At 57.8% G+C, this 16,360-nt stretch carries 14 protein-coding genes; 5 read left to right on the top strand and 9 right to left on the bottom strand.

Annotated elements, in window-relative coordinates:
• Window positions 1-20: 20 nt before the first annotated feature.
• From MJO47_RS07850 to MJO47_RS07840, 3 genes are all read left to right on the top strand, one after another.
• Window positions 21-1,502: an ammonia-forming cytochrome c nitrite reductase subunit c552 gene (locus tag MJO47_RS07850; RefSeq protein ID WP_253960592.1), complete on the top strand. Its 1,482-nt coding sequence runs from the start codon at window positions 21-23 to the stop codon at window positions 1,500-1,502.
• Window positions 1,503-1,939: 437 nt separating this feature from the next.
• On the top strand, window positions 1,940-3,604 hold the full coding sequence (locus MJO47_RS07845; RefSeq protein ID WP_253960591.1) for an AMP-binding protein: 1,665 nt from the start codon (window positions 1,940-1,942) through the stop codon (window positions 3,602-3,604).
• A 93-nt stretch (window positions 3,605-3,697) separates the two neighbouring features.
• Window positions 3,698-4,888 carry a Xaa-Pro peptidase family protein gene (locus tag MJO47_RS07840; RefSeq protein ID WP_253960590.1) on the top strand — a complete coding sequence of 397 codons (1,191 nt, stop codon included), beginning with the start codon at window positions 3,698-3,700 and terminating at the stop codon, window positions 4,886-4,888.
• A 72-nt stretch (window positions 4,889-4,960) separates the two neighbouring features.
• Here the strand turns inward: MJO47_RS07840 and traF are convergent, their stop codons facing one another.
• From traF to MJO47_RS07815, 5 genes are all read right to left on the bottom strand, one after another.
• The gene (traF, locus tag MJO47_RS07835; protein ID WP_253960589.1) at window positions 4,961-6,481 is read right to left on the bottom strand and encodes a conjugal transfer protein TraF; all 1,521 of its coding nucleotides are present in this window, start codon (window positions 6,479-6,481) and stop codon (window positions 4,961-4,963) included.
• A gap of 206 nt (window positions 6,482-6,687) precedes the next feature.
• A complete protein-coding gene (locus tag MJO47_RS07830) occupies window positions 6,688-8,106 on the bottom strand; it encodes a nicotinate phosphoribosyltransferase (protein ID WP_253960588.1) in 1,419 nt (472 codons plus the stop codon).
• A gap of 48 nt (window positions 8,107-8,154) precedes the next feature.
• Window positions 8,155-8,988 (bottom strand): Sir2 family NAD-dependent protein deacetylase, encoded by an 834-nt coding sequence (locus MJO47_RS07825; RefSeq protein ID WP_253960587.1) that lies wholly within the window; start codon window positions 8,986-8,988, stop codon window positions 8,155-8,157.
• Window positions 8,989-9,018: 30 nt separating this feature from the next.
• Window positions 9,019-9,504 carry a Cys-tRNA(Pro) deacylase gene (gene ybaK / locus MJO47_RS07820; RefSeq protein WP_253960586.1) on the bottom strand — a complete coding sequence of 162 codons (486 nt, stop codon included), beginning with the start codon at window positions 9,502-9,504 and terminating at the stop codon, window positions 9,019-9,021.
• Between the two features lie 15 nt (window positions 9,505-9,519).
• The gene (locus MJO47_RS07815; protein WP_253960585.1) at window positions 9,520-10,326 is read right to left on the bottom strand and encodes a rhomboid family intramembrane serine protease; all 807 of its coding nucleotides are present in this window, start codon (window positions 10,324-10,326) and stop codon (window positions 9,520-9,522) included.
• Between the two features lie 204 nt (window positions 10,327-10,530).
• Between MJO47_RS07815 and MJO47_RS07810 the strand changes: the two genes are divergently transcribed.
• Window positions 10,531-11,277: an acyl-[acyl-carrier-protein] thioesterase gene (locus tag MJO47_RS07810; protein ID WP_253960584.1), complete on the top strand. Its 747-nt coding sequence runs from the start codon at window positions 10,531-10,533 to the stop codon at window positions 11,275-11,277.
• 9 nt (window positions 11,278-11,286) lie between these two features.
• Here MJO47_RS07810 and MJO47_RS07805 read toward each other — a convergent pair whose 3' ends face one another.
• Together MJO47_RS07805 and MJO47_RS07800 are read right to left on the bottom strand one after the other, a co-directional pair.
• Window positions 11,287-12,426 carry a DUF362 domain-containing protein gene (locus tag MJO47_RS07805; RefSeq protein ID WP_253960583.1) on the bottom strand — a complete coding sequence of 380 codons (1,140 nt, stop codon included), beginning with the start codon at window positions 12,424-12,426 and terminating at the stop codon, window positions 11,287-11,289.
• Between the two features lie 42 nt (window positions 12,427-12,468).
• On the bottom strand, window positions 12,469-13,305 hold the full coding sequence (locus MJO47_RS07800; protein ID WP_253960582.1) for an alpha/beta fold hydrolase: 837 nt from the start codon (window positions 13,303-13,305) through the stop codon (window positions 12,469-12,471).
• Window positions 13,306-13,466: 161 nt separating this feature from the next.
• Here MJO47_RS07800 and xerC point away from each other — a divergent pair, with 161 nt between their 5' ends.
• Window positions 13,467-14,357 carry a tyrosine recombinase XerC gene (xerC, locus tag MJO47_RS07795; protein ID WP_253960581.1) on the top strand — a complete coding sequence of 297 codons (891 nt, stop codon included), beginning with the start codon at window positions 13,467-13,469 and terminating at the stop codon, window positions 14,355-14,357.
• Between the two features lie 57 nt (window positions 14,358-14,414).
• Here xerC and MJO47_RS07790 read toward each other — a convergent pair whose 3' ends face one another.
• Both MJO47_RS07790 and MJO47_RS07785 read right to left on the bottom strand, forming a co-directional pair.
• Window positions 14,415-15,440 (bottom strand): glycosyltransferase, encoded by a 1,026-nt coding sequence (locus tag MJO47_RS07790; protein WP_253960580.1) that lies wholly within the window; start codon window positions 15,438-15,440, stop codon window positions 14,415-14,417.
• Window positions 15,428-16,258 (bottom strand): carbohydrate deacetylase, encoded by an 831-nt coding sequence (locus MJO47_RS07785; RefSeq protein WP_253960579.1) that lies wholly within the window; start codon window positions 16,256-16,258, stop codon window positions 15,428-15,430. The genes MJO47_RS07790 and MJO47_RS07785 overlap by 13 nt, the downstream gene beginning before the upstream one ends.
• Between the last annotated feature and the right edge of the window lie 102 nt (window positions 16,259-16,360).

Here is a 16,360-nt window from a genome sequence, read left to right as displayed (position 1 = left end):
AGGAGATTTCAGGAGGCGTTATGAAAGAGGAATTTAAACGAATCGGCAAAGTGCTGCTGACGATGTCCGCAGCGGTATTGCTGCTGGCCGGCTGCCAGCCGGAAAAAGCGGAAATGGTGCGCCCGGTAGAGATCCCGGCCGGCGAGATTGACCCGGAAGTCTGGGGTAAGGCCTATCCCGTTCATTATGACCTGTGGAAAAAAACCGAAGAACCTTTGCCCGCCGGCAAGAGTAAATATCGTCCCGGCTTTGATGCCGATCGGGTGACCTATGACAAGCTCTCGGCCTATCCTTACCTGGCCCTGCTGTTTAATGGTTGGGGCTTCGGCGTTGAATATAATGAACCACGCGGCCATGCCTACATGGTCCGCGATCAGTTGGAAATCGATTCCTCCCGTATCGGTGCTGGCGGCGTCTGCCTCACCTGTAAGACCCCCTACGCGCCCAAACTCGAAAAAGAAATGGGCGTCAACTACTACAAAAACCCCTTTATGGATGTTCTGCACGAGATTCCTGAAAAGCACCATGAATTGGGTGTGGCCTGTATCGACTGTCACGACCCCAAGGATATGTCCCTGAACCTTTCTCGCGAATTTACCCTGGGCAAAGGTCTCGATGCCCTCGGAACCGAGGAAGGCAAATTGAGCCATCAGCAGATGCGCACCCTGGTCTGCGCTCAGTGCCACGTGACCTACAATATCGTTAAGGACGAAAACAAGAAATCCGTCGGTATCTATTTCCCCTGGCAGGAAAGCCAGTTGGGCAAGATCACCATCGAAAATATTATTGCCCAGTTCCGCAAAGATCCGACAATCCGGGAGTGGAAACAGTCCGTAACGGGCTTCGCGCTTCCCTTTATCCGTCACCCTGAATTTGAGCTTTTCTCCAACGACAGCGTGCACTGGATGGCTGGCGCCTCCTGTACGGACTGCCACATGCCTTATACCAAGGTGGGTTCGGCCAAAGTCTCTGACCACCGGGTTGCCAGCCCCCTCAAGGCCGACTTGAAGGCCTGCCAGCAGTGCCATGCCGAGGGCGCCGACTGGCTGCGCCAGCGCGTCTATGCCATCCAGGATCGCACCGTTTCCATGCAGATCCGTGCCGGTTACGCTACGGCCACCGTCGCCAAGCTTTTTGAGCTGACCCATCAGGCCCAGGCCGACGGCAAGAAGATCGATCAGGACCTGTATGACCAAGCCAAGGAACATTACATTGATGCCTTTTTCCGCAACCTCTTCATCGGGGCGGAGAACTCCATGGGCTTCCATAATCCGCCCGAAGCAGCCCGCGTGCTGAGTGACGCTGTGGCCTTTGCCGGCAAAGCCGAGGGACTGCTGAGACAGGCCCTGGCTCAGGCCGGGGTGAGCCTGCCCGCCAATATCGATCTGGAACTGGAGAAATATCTCCATGATCGCGGCAAGAACAAGGTGCCTTTCCGGCCCGAACAGGTGGTGGAAGATCCCTTTGGGAACCAGGAAAAACTGACGGGCAAACAAATCTGATTTACCCCTTAAAGGGTGGGACTACAGGGTCCCACCCTTTTTCTATCTACTTGAATTAACGGTTTTTCATCGGGGTTTCTCGTACGATTGTATACACATGGATCTGTGGATAGCGCTGTGGAAAACGACAAAAAATTCCGCTAACCCGTTGATGGGCAGAGAGGATTAGCATTCTGCCTAGAAAAAAAACAGGCTGTGCTGCGTGTTTCAGCGCCTCAAAACATCGAAAAAACAGAATATTAAGATAACTGCAATTGCCCATTGTCCGCGCCCTTCATCCCTTCCCTGCAGTCTTCTGTGGAACTTTTTTGGTTTGACGAAACCCTACAGGCTGTGGTATCAAAAATCGTTTTAAAAACGTATAGTTATCTGCGTCAAACTAAAGTTTGGCCGGACCGAATACCTTTTTGACGAAAATGAAGGGGAGGGTTTTATCCATGAATGACTTGCTGCACTTTACCGTTGGGGACTTGCTTGACGACACGACCCGGCGTTTTCCCGAGAACGACGCCCTTGTTTATCCTGACCGGGGGCTGCGCCTCTCCTACCAGGAGTTCAATGCACTGTGCAACAGGGTGGCCAAGGGGTTGTATCAGCTGGGCATCCGCAAGGGTGACCATGTTTCGATCTGGGCCACCAACGTTCCCGAGTGGGTGATCCTGCAGTTCGCGACCGCCAAAATTGGCGCCGTTCTGGTCACCGTGAACACGAGCTACAAGTCGGCAGAGCTTGAATACGTCCTCAACCAGTCCGATTCCACCACCCTGTTTCTGGTCCAGGGTTTCAAAGACACCGATTACGTGGAGACCACCTACCGGGTTGTTCCCGAGCTGAAGGAGACCGCACCCGGCTCCTTGCAGACCGAAAAGCTGCCGAACCTCAAGAACGTCATCTTTATCGGCGAGGCGCCCCCCGCCGGCATGATGAATTTCCGTGATCTGGAAAAGCTGGGGGAGGGCATGAGCGATGCTGACCTGACCGCCGTTGGCGCGACCCTGGATGAGCACGACGTCATCAATATGCAGTACACCTCCGGCACCACCGGCTTTCCCAAGGGGGTCATGCTGACCCATCACAACCTGGTCAATAACGGTTTCTATATCGGTGAGTGCATGAAGTTCACGGAGAAGGACCGTCTATGTGTGCCGGTGCCCTTCTTCCACTGTTTCGGCTGCGTGTTGGCGGTGCTGGCCAGTGTGACTCATGGCGCGACCATGGTGCCGGTGGAATCCTTCAATCCCGAAGCGGTCCTCAAGGCCATTGAGGCAGAAAAGTGCACGGCCGTCCATGGGGTGCCGACCATGTTTATCGCCGAACTGGATCATCCGGCTTTTCATAAGTATGACCTATCCACCCTGCGCACGGGCATCATGGCCGGCTCTCCCTGTCCCATTGAGGTGATGAAGCGGGTCATGCGCGACATGCACGCCAGCGAAATTACCATTACCTACGGACAGACGGAGTCTTCGCCCGGCATCACCATGACCCGGACGGATGATCCCATTGAACTGCGGGTGGCCACGGTCGGTCGGGCGATGCCCAATGTCGAGGTCAAGATTGCCGATATTGAAACAGGAGAGAGCCTGCCACCCGGGAAACAGGGCGAGCTTTGCACCCGCGGCTACCATGTCATGAAGGGCTACTACAAAATGCCCGAAGAGACGGCCAAAGCCATCGATGCGGAGGGCTGGCTGCATACGGGAGATCTGGCCGTTATGGACGAAAACGGCTACTGCAAAATTACCGGCCGTATCAAGCAGATGATTATTCGCGGCGGTGAAAATATCTATCCGCGGGAAATTGAAGAATTCCTTTATTCCCATCCCAAAATTGCCGATGTCCAGGTCTACGGGGTTCCTGACCGCAAATATGGCGAGCAGGTCATGGCCGCCATCAAGCTCAAAGAGGGGGCCAAATGCACGGAGGAGGAAATCAAGGATTTCTGCCGGGGTCGTATCGCCAATTACAAAATTCCCGTCTATATCAAGTTTGTGGACGAATACCCCATGACGGCCAGCGGCAAGATTCAGAAGTTCAAGCTGCGTGAAATGGCCATCAAGGAATTGCACCTGGAGGATGCCGCCGCCGTGGAAACGGCCTGATCGACCTCATCGTCCATTGATTTGTTACCGGGGGCAGGGCGTTGGGACAACGGAGGTCTCTAAGCTGTGCCCCTTTTTTTCAGGAGGACATCCATGCGTATCACTCCCGCTACTGAACTGACACGCCGCATACAGGCATTGCAGGCTCTCATGCAGGCCGAAGGCCTGGACGGGATGCTTATGATGCAGAACGCGGACCTTTTTTATTTCACCGGCTCCATTCAGCAAGGCCTTCTCTACGTCCCCGTCTCGGGTGAAGGTCTTTATCTGGTGCGCAAGGACTACACCCGGGCCCGCATGGAGTGCGGCCTCAAAGAAGTTCATCCCCTCAAAAGTCCGAAAGACCTGCCGGGCAGGCTCAGCGATTTCGGCTATCCTCTGCCCCAAAAGGTGGGGATGGAACTCGACGTGCTGCCGGTGGTCCATTTTCAGCGGATGCAGAAGATTCTGGGGGATTGTGCCGTGGTGGACGGTACACCGCTGATCCGCGCCGTTCGCGCCGTCAAATCGAAATACGAGATTGAGATCATGAAAGATGCGGCCCTGATGGTGGACAAGGTCTACCAGCGGGCTAAAGAGGTGATCCGGGTGGGGATGACCGATCTCGAGCTGGCGGCTGAGCTGGAATTTACCGCGCGCAAGCTGGGACACCAGGGCATCACCCGCATGCGGGGCTTCAACTCTGAACTTTTTTTCGGGCATATTTTTTCGGGGGCCGACAGCGCGGCGCCGGCCTATCTTGACGCGCCACTGGGCGGTCTCGGCGTCAACCCGTCCATCGGCCAGGGGGCCAGCTACAAGCGGATCGAGCGCCATGAACCGATCACGGTGGATTTCGCCGGCGCCTTTGACGGTTATCTGGTCGACCAAACCCGCATGCTGTGCATCGGTGGGCTGCCCGACGAGCTGATGAAGGCCTACGACGACATGATGGCCATTCAGAATCGCCTCAAGCAGATTGCTCGCCCGGGAGCCGTCTGGGGGGAAATCTACGACGAGTGCTACGCGCTCGCCTGTGAGATGGGGTACAAGGATCATTTTATGGGCTCCTCGGGAGCCCAGGTCTCCTTCATTGGTCACGGCATCGGCGTCGAAGTGGATGAATACCCCTTTATCGCTCGGGGCTTCAAGGAGCAAAAGCTGGAAGAGTTCATGACTTTCGCTTTTGAACCCAAAGCCGTTTTTCCGGGACTTGGCGCCGTGGGGATTGAGAACACCTTCTGGGTCGGCGCCGACGGACTCAAGCATCTGACCTTTTCCGACGAAAGCCTCGTCATTCTCTAGGCGCAACACATAGTAGAAACGCAAAAAGCCCCTGCCGATGGACAGGGGCTTTTTGCGTTGAAGGACTGCTTCTTAAAAGTCGATGCTGAGTTGGGCGGCGACCCGGGTTTCCTTGGGCACGTCCTCGCCGTCAAACTCTTCCGTTTCCCCGGCAAAGGCCCCGGCGATATCCAGGCGGGCAGCCCACAGGTTGAGGCCGAGGCCGGCAGTGTAGACAATACCGATATCGCTCTCAGCCAGATTCTTGTAGACCCCGGCGCGCAGGGCCAGCACCCGGAAGGCGTCCCATTCGAGGCCGGCAGAGATATTCTGGGTCTTATACCCGGTAAGGGTGGTTTCATTTTCGGTCAGATCGAGATCGACTTCCAGGGTCAGCGTCTCGAAGGGGATAAAGGCCACGCCGGCAGCCACCTGAGGGTCAAGTTTCACATCGGCAAAGTGGCTGGTTTCTAACGTGTAGGGGTTGACGACCGTCAGGCCGTCAAATTTGGGGGAGTTGAGGTTGCGTCCCACCAGACCCAGGTTGAAGTAGCGGTAACGGCCCATAATGCCGACATCGATGCCGAAGGTGTTGCTCTCCTGATAGTTCTCGTCTGTTTCCGCTAGGATATCACCGGAATCGTTGTCGAAGACCAGCACCTGGGTGCCGTAGACCCGGCCCTTCATGAACTTGAGGTTGCCGCCGATGGACCAGTGGTCGTTGAGGGCGTAGCCGTAGCTCAGGGGCACTTCCATAACGCCGAAACCCTGCAGGCGTACGGTGGTGGTGTTGTCCTCGAGGGTGCCGCCGGTGAGTGAGGAGGTGGAGGCGACGGTTTCCAGGGTGTCGACCAGATCCTGAGCCTGGGTCGAACTGAGGCTTTCCTGGCGAATAAGGTAGTCCAGTTGCTGGATAGCGGATGCGTCCAACCCGGCAGAAGACAGCTGGGAAATCTGGTCTGCGGTAAAGAAGGCAACCTGGCCATCATTGCCAGTAATGGTCACGCTGTTGATGTCAGCGGAGAGGTTGGCACCGTTAAGGGACAGCCCCAGATTGGTCTGATCCACGTCCAGGGCCTGACCGGAAGCCTGGGCGTAGGTACGCACGCCCATGCCGAAACTTCCGACTCTTACGCCAAGGCCCCCAGTGACATCGGCGGTAATGGCGTTGCCGGGCTGGTCGAGGCCAGAGAGGCTGCTGAGCAGATTGATGAGGTCGACCAGGTCCGATTCGCTCTGAATGCCGCTGGCGCTGAGCAGGTCATAATCGATGTCGGCGAGGGTATCAAGATAACTGCCGAACTCGTTGTGCAGGCGGTAGCCGGCGGCGGCGCCGATGTCCATGCCCCAGTCCTTACGGCCCAGGTCGTTGTTGTCGCTGGTAATGCGGTCCCCGTTGCCGTCCCGCTTGCCGAAAAAGCCGAAGGCGGCGGGATTGTAGTACTGGGCGGTAGTGTCGTTGACCGAGGCGACGTTGGCGCCGGCCATGCCCATGGCACGTGGGCCCACAAAAAAGCTGTCCATGGCCACCGCGCTGGAAGCGGTCAGGGCAATCAGGGCCACAACCAGAATGAGGGGTGAAAACAATTTGTTGATTCCTTTGGCAGGCTGCATTGCGTTCTCCTTGGAGGTAAGTGTCTCCCTTTGGGGTCGAAGAAAAGATTCTGACTTTATTGCACTAAACGTGCCTGCGTGATTGAACGGCAGATGTCGTGGCTAATCGCCTGCTAAGGGATGGGGAATGACGGATTTCTGACAGGAAGGCGCGAAGGTCCGGTCGGTTTTTCGACAGCGACTGGCGCAAAGCGGGTAATAGAGATTTAGTCCTGGTAAGCCTTCATGAGACGGCTTCTCAACTCGTGAAGCTGGGGGCTGATGGAGACCTTGTAGCGATGAGGGTTGAACAGCCGCAGAGAGCCTTCCGGCAGGCGACGGAGTTGGTCGGCGCAGCGGTCGGAGAGTCGTTCCAGGGATTCTGGGCTGTGACAAATCTGCCCTGCGTCCATGACGGTCTGGCGCAGACTCTCCAGGGCAATGTTCTCCGCGATTGTTTTGTGTCGGGCCGGGTTCGTGGGGTCATAGACTTCTTGCCCCGGTTTTAAGCATTCTTCTTCACGGGAAATGATGTCCATGACAAAGTTGCCCTGCGCGTCCACTGCGCGCCACAGGTGCTTGCGGTCTGGCAGAGTCGCCTTGGCGATATCGCTGGTGATCTTGAGCTTGGGCTGGTCTGCCAGGCGCACCAGCTTGTAAACGCCGCCGAGAGCGCCGCCCCCTTCGCCGGCACAGGTGGCCAGCTTGGTGCCGACGCCATAGATGTCGATTTTGCCTCCCTCGTCGCGAATGGAGCGGATGAGGTATTCGTCCAATTCGTTGGAGGCGACGACCTGCAATTCGGGAAAGCCTGCCTCGTCAAACATGCGGCGGGCCGCCTTGCTCAAGTAGGCCAGGTCTCCCGAGTCGAGGCGGACCCCGAGCATCTGGTGCCCCTTTTCGCGCAGTTCTTTGGCGACGATGAGGGCATTGGGCAGGCCGCTTTTCAGGGTGTCGTAAGTATCGACCAGCAGGACGCAACTGTCGGGAAAACACGCAGCATAGGCTCTGAACGCGCTCAGTTCATCCGGAAAGGCCATTACCCAGCTATGGGCATGTGTCCCCTTGACAGGGATGCCGAAAAGCTGGCCGGCCTGGACATTGCTGGTACTGTGAACGCCGCCGATGTAGGCGGCGCGGGCGGCGCTAAGCCCGCCGTCCGGCCCTTGGGCGCGGCGCAGGCCAAATTCAAGGACGACGCCGTCCTGGGCGGCCACGCTGATGCGAGCGGCTTTGGTGGCGACCAGGGTCTGGAAGTTGATAATGTTGAGCAGGGCGGTTTCGACGAACTGGGCTTCGGCCAGGCGTCCTTCTACCGTCAGCAGTGGTTCGTTGGGAAAGACCACCGTGCCTTCGGGCGGCGCTATGACGTTGCCGCGAAATCGGAAATTTTTGAGAAAATCCAGAAAGGCTGGCTTGAAGATATGGAGATTGCGCAGGTAGGCGAGTTCGTCTTCCTGGAAACGAAGGTTGGTCAGATAATCGAGGGCCGGCTCAAGACCGGCAAAGACGGCGTAGCTCCCCTTAAAAGGGGCTTCCCGGAAAAAGAGGTCAAAAGTGGCCGGGGTGTCGTGCATACCTTCATCAAAATAACCGGCCAGCATGGTCAATTCATAGAGGTCAGTAAGCAAAGCCGGATAGCGCATGGATCCTCCGCATCAAAAAAAGGTCGCTTCCATTATAACAGATGGAGCTTATCCGGCTGGCAGGCAGGCGTCAATCCCGGTTAAGCCCTCCAGCGCTCCCACCGGCAGCGAGAGGTGCGGTGAACCGATATGCGCTTCGCGCGGATTGATGCGAATGACGCGTACTCCCGGGCGTTGGCCGAGGCGTTCACTGAGGTGGCGGATGGTCGGTATCGCGGAACCGGCGCCCAGTTCGATCACCACCAGCCGCCGCTGTCTGTTGCGGCCCAGAAACATGTCGAAGCGCTCTTCCTGGGCATGGCTGCGGTTGGCGAGCCAGGAATAATCTCCGAACATGAGAATGTTGGGACGGGCCACGCTGCCACAGTGCGGACACAGAGGGATGTGCTCCGCCCGCATGGTGGTCAATTCCACCAGAATCGTTTCGCCGTTTGGCCAGATCGCCATGGAGCAGGGCTTGAGGCATTGCAGGTGATGGATGGAACCGTGCACTTCCAGGATGTGATCCTCGGGAAAACCCGCCTTTTGAAACTGACCGTCGACATTGGAGGTGACCACGAAGGATTCTCCCGCAAGACGTTCCTGCCAGCGTTGTAACAGGTGAAAGCCGTGATGAGGGACGGTCTCCCGGTAGAGATTGGTGCGATGGCCGTAAAAACCCCAGCCAAAGCCGGGATCCTGTTCGAAATGCTCGGGATTGGCGGCGCCGATAAAATTGATCCCCAGTCGGGCGTACATGGGGTAGGCTTTCCAGAAGCCGTGATCGCCGCGAAAATCGGGCAGCCCAGAGTCGACGCCCATACCGGCGCCGGCCGTGATGACAAGAGCCTCAGCCTCCCTCAAGACTGAGGCCGCTTCACGATAGGTGGAGGACATATCCATACAGGAGTCCTTTCTGGCTGGTGTCTCAGTTTAGGCGATGCTCACCTCGACGGGACGGGCCTGCAGTAAGGAGAGCAGCCAGTGTGGCTCCATCTCCACGAGAAAGCCGCGCTTGCCGCCGTTGAGATAGATTTTCGGCAAATCCAGGATAGTTCTTTCGACGTAGACCGGCATGGCTCTGCGGGTGCCAAAGGGCGAGGTGCCACCGACGAGATAACCGCTGTGACGGTTGGCGGTGTCGGGCGGACAGGGGGAGATGGTCTTGACGCCGATAAGGCGGGCCAGTTCCTTGGTGGAGACCTGACGGTCGCCGTGCATGAGGACAACAAGGGGCGAGCCCTTTTCATCCTCCATGATCAGGGTTTTGATAACCTGATGCTCCGGCACCCCCAGTTCCCGGGAGGAGGCCGCCGTGCCGCCTTTTTCCTCATAGGCGTAGAGATGCCCATTAAATGGCACCTTGTGCTGGCGCAGCAGACGGATGGCGGGGGTGACAGGGAGTTTGTCTTTAGCCAAGAAGACCTCCGTCCCTTAGTTGCGAAGGATGGAAACAGCCAGCAGAGCCAGGCTGATCACGATGGCAGCGGCGCTGGCCAGGGCCAGGCCATTGAAAAGGGGTGCCAGGGTTCTTCGGGCTCGTATCCCCACCGGCAGGAAAAGACCGATGAGGGCGCCGCCGGCGGCGCCGCCCAGGTGACCGGCGTTGTCCGCGCCGACCATCAGGCCGAAAATGAAAGCGAACACCGCCCAGCGAAACATGAAGTTTCGAATATGGATGCCCTGCGGCCCGCCCATGCGGTGGTAGTAGACCACGGCGAAGCCGATGAGTCCGAAGAGGGAGCCGGAGGCACCGACCACCGGCACCATGGGGTGCCAGTAATAGCCGGCCAGAGTAGCCGTCAGCGCGGTGACGGTGTAAAGAGTCAGCGTACGTCCCAGGCCGATTTCAGCCTCGATCAGGCCGCCGATCTGGTAGAGCACCACCATGTTGAACGCCAGATGAATGAGGCCGCCATGGGTAAAAGCGTAGGTCAGACAGCGCCACCATTGCCCGTCGTTGATTACCAGCGGCCAGAACTGCCCTCCCCAGTGCACCAGCAGTTGGGTGGAGGGTGAAAGGATGGCGCGCATCCCCTGCCCGAGCAGAGTGCCATGCACCGCCATGAGGCTGAACAGGATGAGGTTGACGGCGATCAAGACCTTGGTCAGGGAAACGAATTCAGAGGCAGGAATCTGACCCTGAGCGACCCCTTTGAGTTGGCGCTCCCAGCGCATCATCCGCCATTGCCAGCGTGTTCCGTTCATGCCCAAGCGGTCAAAAAATCGTTTCCAGTCCAAATGAAGACTCCTTGTCGAGGAATTGTTCAGGGGACTACTATCGCAAAAATCCGGCGCGGGGGCAATCTTCCTTCAACTATTCTCGGGTTTTTGCTGGCCTTTTATCCCATGAATTTTATAATGACCCTGTTCTGTTACTGAATCACCCAAGGTGGATAGTCCGGTGATTGCATCGGTTATCCCGGAATAGAAGTGAGAAGGCTCATGAATACTTTTACCAAGGATTTTCAGGTTCGGTCCTATGAAGTCGACCTGACCGGGCGCATGCGCGCGCAGACCCTGCTCAATTATCTGCAGGATACGGCCGGTGATCATGCCAGCCTGCTGGGGCTGTCCGTCACCAGCCTGTTTCGCCTGGGCTTGACCTGGGTGCTCAGCCGCTATCATGTCCACATTGTCGATTATCCGCCCGTGGGAGAAAACATCCGGGTCGAGACCTGGCCGTCGGGACGACATGGCCGCTTTGCCCTCAGGGACTTTCTGGTAACCGATTCGAAAGGGCAGCCGGTGGCAATGGCCACAAGCTCGTGGATGGTCGTCAGTCTGAAAACGGGGAGAACGGTGCGTCTGGAAGAGGCCATCCCCGGTTATCCGGTGCTTGAACGCCGGGCCGTCGAGGATGAGTTCCTCTCGTTGCCGCGCCTCGAACAGGCTGAGAAGGAAGTTCCTTTCCGGGTGCGCATGGCCGATCTGGACATCAACCGCCACGTCAACAACGTCATCTATGTCGCCTGGGCTCTGGAGTCCGTGCCCGAGGATATCATCCTGCATTACCGGCCTTCTCGCCTGGAGGTCGCCTTCAGGTCATCAGCCACCTATGGTGATCGCATTCTTTCCCGCGTCAAGGCGACGGAAGGAGAGGGCGAGCCCGCATTCATCCACCAGTTGACCCAGGCGGAAGATGGCCGCGAGCTGACCCGGCTATGCACCCAGTGGCGCCAGTTCGCCTGACACCGGGGATCAGCGCCGTGCCAAAGAGTCGAGCAGGCGTAGCAGAAGGCCTTGGCGTGTGTCGATCGCGCCATAGGGGCAGAGTTCTTGACAACAGAAACAACCGATGCACTTCGAGTAGTCGATGTGCAGTTTCCCCTTGCGGATCGCCATGGCGGCGGGCGGACAGTGGGTGACGCACAGCCCGCAGCGAAGGCATTTTTGGTGATCGGGGCAGGGCAGAGCGGAAAGGGCCTTCTTGAGGGGGCGGTGGAGGAGGCGGGGCACCCCGAAATGCACATCCGTTGTCTTGGCGGGCCGAAATGTCTTCGCCCGCAGGTCTGTGAGGGGTGAGCCAAAGAGGTCGATTTCGGCAAGGCGGCTGAAGGGGGTGTGACTTTCCTTTGCCACCTTCTGGGTCCACACCTGGGCTGCCGTCAGGCCAAGAAGTTCCATCGCCACCCGGTCAACCGCCAGCGGTTCCGCTCCTGCCATCAGAACGCCCAGGTGAACGGGGTCGCCGCTGCCGGGACCGTCCCCTTCCATGGCGGTGATGGCGTCCACCAGGGTCAGGGCCGGGCGGATGTGTGCGGCCAGTTCGAGCAGCATGCGGGCGAAGAGGGCTTTGTCCTCCCCGGCCTGCAGGTGCAGACCTGGTTTGCGCATACCGATCACGGCGCCGAACAGGTTTTTGACGGCGCCGGTCATTCCCATCATCTGGTGTGTTTTCAGCTTGGGCAGATTGATGACGACATCCGCCTCCACCACATCGCGGGCAATCTGCAGCTCCTGAAAGGTGCCGCTGCCGATGCGGGCCGGCACGGAGTCGGCAAAGGGGGCAAACTCTGCTCCCATCTCTTCCACTGCCGCCAGAATGCCGCACCGTTTGGCGACTTGGCGTGGAGTCCCGACGCCGGGAGAATCTCCTACCAGGGGATAGCCGCCGGCTTCTAAAACCAGGCCAATGACAGACCGCACCACTTCCGGGTGGGTGGTCACGGCCTTTTCCGGCGGTTTACCTGCAAGCATGTTGGGTTTGATGAGAACCCGCTGCCCCGGTTTGACGAAGGCGGCCATCCCCCCCAAGGGGGCCAGAAGGGTCGCAATGCCCCGTTCCACCTCCCGGCGCTCGTAGCTGCTGACGGCCTGCAGAGATACGGTTGTTTTCATGGACAACAATGAACCGGTGCGAAAAAAGGTGGAAAGGTCGATTTAGGGAATTTTTTTCCTGCTGAGGGTCTCGACAACGGCATGGATGGCGCGGGGGTGGTAAAGCAGCGAAGTGTGGCCCATGCCCTGAATTTCCTCATTGATGGCGCCTTCCAGGCGGGCATTGGTCGGGGGCAATACCATATTGTCGTGCCTGGTGAAAATAGAGACCATGGACACGCCAGCGGGCAGAGGGGTCTGCGCAAGGCGCTTGAGAAATTCCGAACCGGGCATCAACTGACGCCCCAGATGGGAAACGGCGAAAGGGGCCAGCTTGGAGCCGAGATTAGGGGCTCCCAAAAGAATGCAAGACTCCACTTTGCTGGCGCCACCTCGTATCTGCACATAGTTGCGGGCGATGATGCCTCCCATGGAGTGGCCGACCAGATGGACGCGTTCAAAGCCTTCTTTTACACGGAGTTCGTCCACCTTGGTGACCACACGCTCCGTCAGGGTTTCCACGTTCTTCCAGGGAGGCAGGTTGATGGTGATCAGATTGGGGAAGCCTTTGCGTCGCAGGCGAAACTTCATCCAGAGCCAGCAGGCCCGGTTGTGAAAGAGACCATGAAGCAGGATGATCGGGGTTTCGCGGTTTTCCGGGCGGGGCTGCTCTTTGAAGGGAATCCAGCCGAGGGGGTGAAGAACGACCGTAAGCGCCAGAAAAGCAGTCTCGGCCGCCATAAGTTTTATGGCCAGCCAGATCTGCCCCGGCGCAAAACGGTGCTCAACCAGCTGGGGATCGGTGCTGGCGGCCTCATACAGAGCGATAGCGTAACTCAGGAGCACGATCAGGGCGATGGCGCCGACATAAACCGAAAAAACCAGCCAGAACAAGGTCATATCTCCTCCAGTCAACGCATATTATGACACCCAGTTGGTGAGGCGTCAACGCACAAAAGCTCTTATGTTGAAAGGGATAAGTCCAAAGAAGGCAGAAATGATCGCGGCCATGGCCTACCTGTGTTACCATGGCTGAACTCTTTTCAAGGGAGTCTACCGTCGTGGATGAGTTGCTGGATCAATTTTCCCGCCATCTTTCCGTGGAGCGAAATGTCTCGCCCCACACTCAGCGGGCCTACCTGCAGGACCTCAAGGATTTTTTTACCTTTTTAGACGGTTTGGCGGAAGGGAACGAACGTGCGGACCACGGGGTTTCCGCCGTGAGCAAGGTTGTCCTCCGCCGCTATCTGGCGCTTCTGCACAAGACTCACCGCAAAAGTTCTATCGCCCGCAAATTGGCGGCCCTGAGGACTTTCTTTCGATTTTTGCAGCGAGAAGGGGTTGTTTCGGTCAATCCTGGTGAAATGGTAGGGACGCCGCGCCAGGAGAAATACCTGCCCCGTACCTTGTCCGCCGACGAAGCCTACGCCCTCATGGAGCGCGGCGGCGGAGCCTCCCTGCGTGATCGGGCCATTCTGGAAACCCTCTATTCCTGCGGCTTGCGTGTGGGGGAGCTGGAATCCCTGAACGTGGGGAGTATCGACCTCGTGGAAGGGGTGGTGCGCGTCGTCGGCAAGGGCAGGAAGGAGCGGATTGTCCCTATCGGCAGCAAGGCGCGAACAGCACTCCACGACTACCTGGAGAGCAGGGTTGGCGTCAAGGATCAGGATCCCCTCTTTCTCAATCGTTTCGGCAAGCGACTGACCTCCCGCAGCATCGAACGAAACCTGAAAAAACATCTTCTGCAGGCCGGCATCCTGCGGGACGCAACCCCTCATGCCTTGCGCCATTCCTTCGCCACCCATCTGCTCGATAGCGGCGCCGATCTGCGGGCCATTCAGGAACTTCTCGGCCATGCCTCCTTGTCCACCACGCAGAAGTATACCCAGGTCAGCGTCGACCATCTGATGTCCGTCTATGACAAGGCCCATCCCCGCAGTCGAAAAAAGTAGTCCGCCATAGTGATTCTTTCTCTCTAAGCTCTCCCCCCAAAAAGACCTTTACGGCCTTTATCGCGGTTTTTCACGACTTTTAAGAACCTGGTTGTACAGATTGTGGAGTTGCCTGGCCTCGTACTCGGCATCGTATGCTTCGGGGTGAGGTTGGCTGAGGCGTTGACGTAGCTTTCGGGAGGAGCAGAGAGCCTCGGCTTGGTGGAGAAAACCCGCTGCATCCCGGTAAAGCAGGCCGTTTTGGTCGTGGTACACAAAGGCGGCATTCCCGGGAATATCGCGGGCCAGGATGGGCCGACCGATAACAGCCGACTCGATCAGGGCGTTGGGCATGCCTTCATTGAGTGAATGATTGAGAATGACATCGGCCGAGGCGATGGCCGCCGGCATGTTGGCTGTGGGGATTGTGCCGATATATTCTGCCCACGGCCGACTTTGGATTTCTTCTAAAAAGAGCCCACTGTAGGCGATGTCGAGGATCGGGCCACAGAATACGACCGTAAAATCATGGCGGTCCGCTGCCAGTCGGTCGAAGAGGTGCAAGAGTTCGCGGTTTTGTTTGACTGGGCGGATGCTGGCCGGATGCAGGAAGAGAGTGCAGTCCGCCGGAATACCATGCAGGCTTCTCAGGTCATAAGGAGCATTGTCCAGGATAATGCCAGGGGGTATGTACTGGAGACGCGAGGCAAACTGGGGGAAATCCTGCGGAAACGTTGAAGCTGTCACCCGATTCTGGGTGATGATGGCCGCCGCCTGGGACAGAACACTCTTGACCGTTGTGTCCCTTTCAGCCTGGTGGATGTCCTCATGGATGTCGGTGCCGGTGAGGGTGACGACAAACGGATGCTTGTGGACTTGGTCGCTGTTCAGGAAGGGCGCTCCTGCGCGATAGGCATGCAGGAGATGATAAAGGTCGGGCTGAAAGGAAAGGGCAAATTTGTCGATCTCGGCCGATTCGTCGGGGCAGACCTCTAGGATGTCAACCAGGCAGCCTGAGCGGGAAAGGGTCAGTTGGTGGCGGCGGGCGGTGACGCCGTTGCCGGTTTCCTGCGGTTGGCGGGGGGTAATAATCAAAACGCGCATGCAAGAGCTCCGAAGGTGGTGGTCTGGATCTGCCGCGCCGCCAGCTGTGTCTGGAAGGATGAAGAAGCCAGAGCCTTGAGTTCCTTGAGACGTTGAGGACCGGAGAAAGATCCTTCCCTATCGGGGTAGCCCGGATGAACCATCAGTTCCCAGGTTCCGTCCGAAAGCTGTTGAAAGAGGTGGCATAAAGACTCTTTCGTTAGATCATGGAGCAGGCTCATCCCTAAAAGCCCGTCGGGGGCAAAAAGCCCGCTTTTTTTAATCTTGGCGGCGGCCATAGGAGCAAGTCGCCGGTAGAGGGACATTTCTCTGGCCAGCAATGGCGGCAGGGGGCCAATGTCCTCTTCTGCCGGCAACGGCAGGCGAAGGGCGGGAATCCCATGTTCCCGGGCGAGGGCGATGACCATGTCTGTCAGCTCGGGAAAGAGGAAAAAGTGCTGATGGGTGTCGAGATGATCAGGCTTGAGGCCGGCTTCTATCACTCGACCCAATTGAGCGGATAATTCGTCGAAAACATCCTGGGCATTGCGCAGTGGCCTGTCCAATAGGGACCTGAGCCGGAATTTGCCCGGGAAAAAGCCTTTGTTGTCCGTGATCCCCGGCAAGGCGCCTGCAAGAGGGCGACCCTCGGAAAGATTGAGGTGCACGCCAATGGGCAGGCCATGATGGATGGCCAGTTGGGCCGCCTCCTGAAAAGTCGGCCCATTGGCCAGGATGGAGGCGCTGGAAATCAGGCCCTCCTGAAATGCCCACAGAATCCCTTTATCTCTGCCCGGCCCGCTGCCGAGATCATCTGCATTGATAATCAGCCGAATCATGTCGACATGATAGCACAGCCATTGCGTAAGGTTGAGAGGGATGAAAAGAAAAGAAGCCCCTTCGGTCGTCCGAAGGGGCTCGTATTGCAAATATCAGAATTG

This window comes from Desulfuromonas sp. KJ2020 (assembly GCF_024197615.1).
In the GTDB taxonomy this organism is placed as follows: domain Bacteria; phylum Desulfobacterota; class Desulfuromonadia; order Desulfuromonadales; family SZUA-540; genus SZUA-540.
Note: the sequence above shows the minus strand (reverse complement) of the source record. Positions and strands in the feature narration are given on the sequence as shown.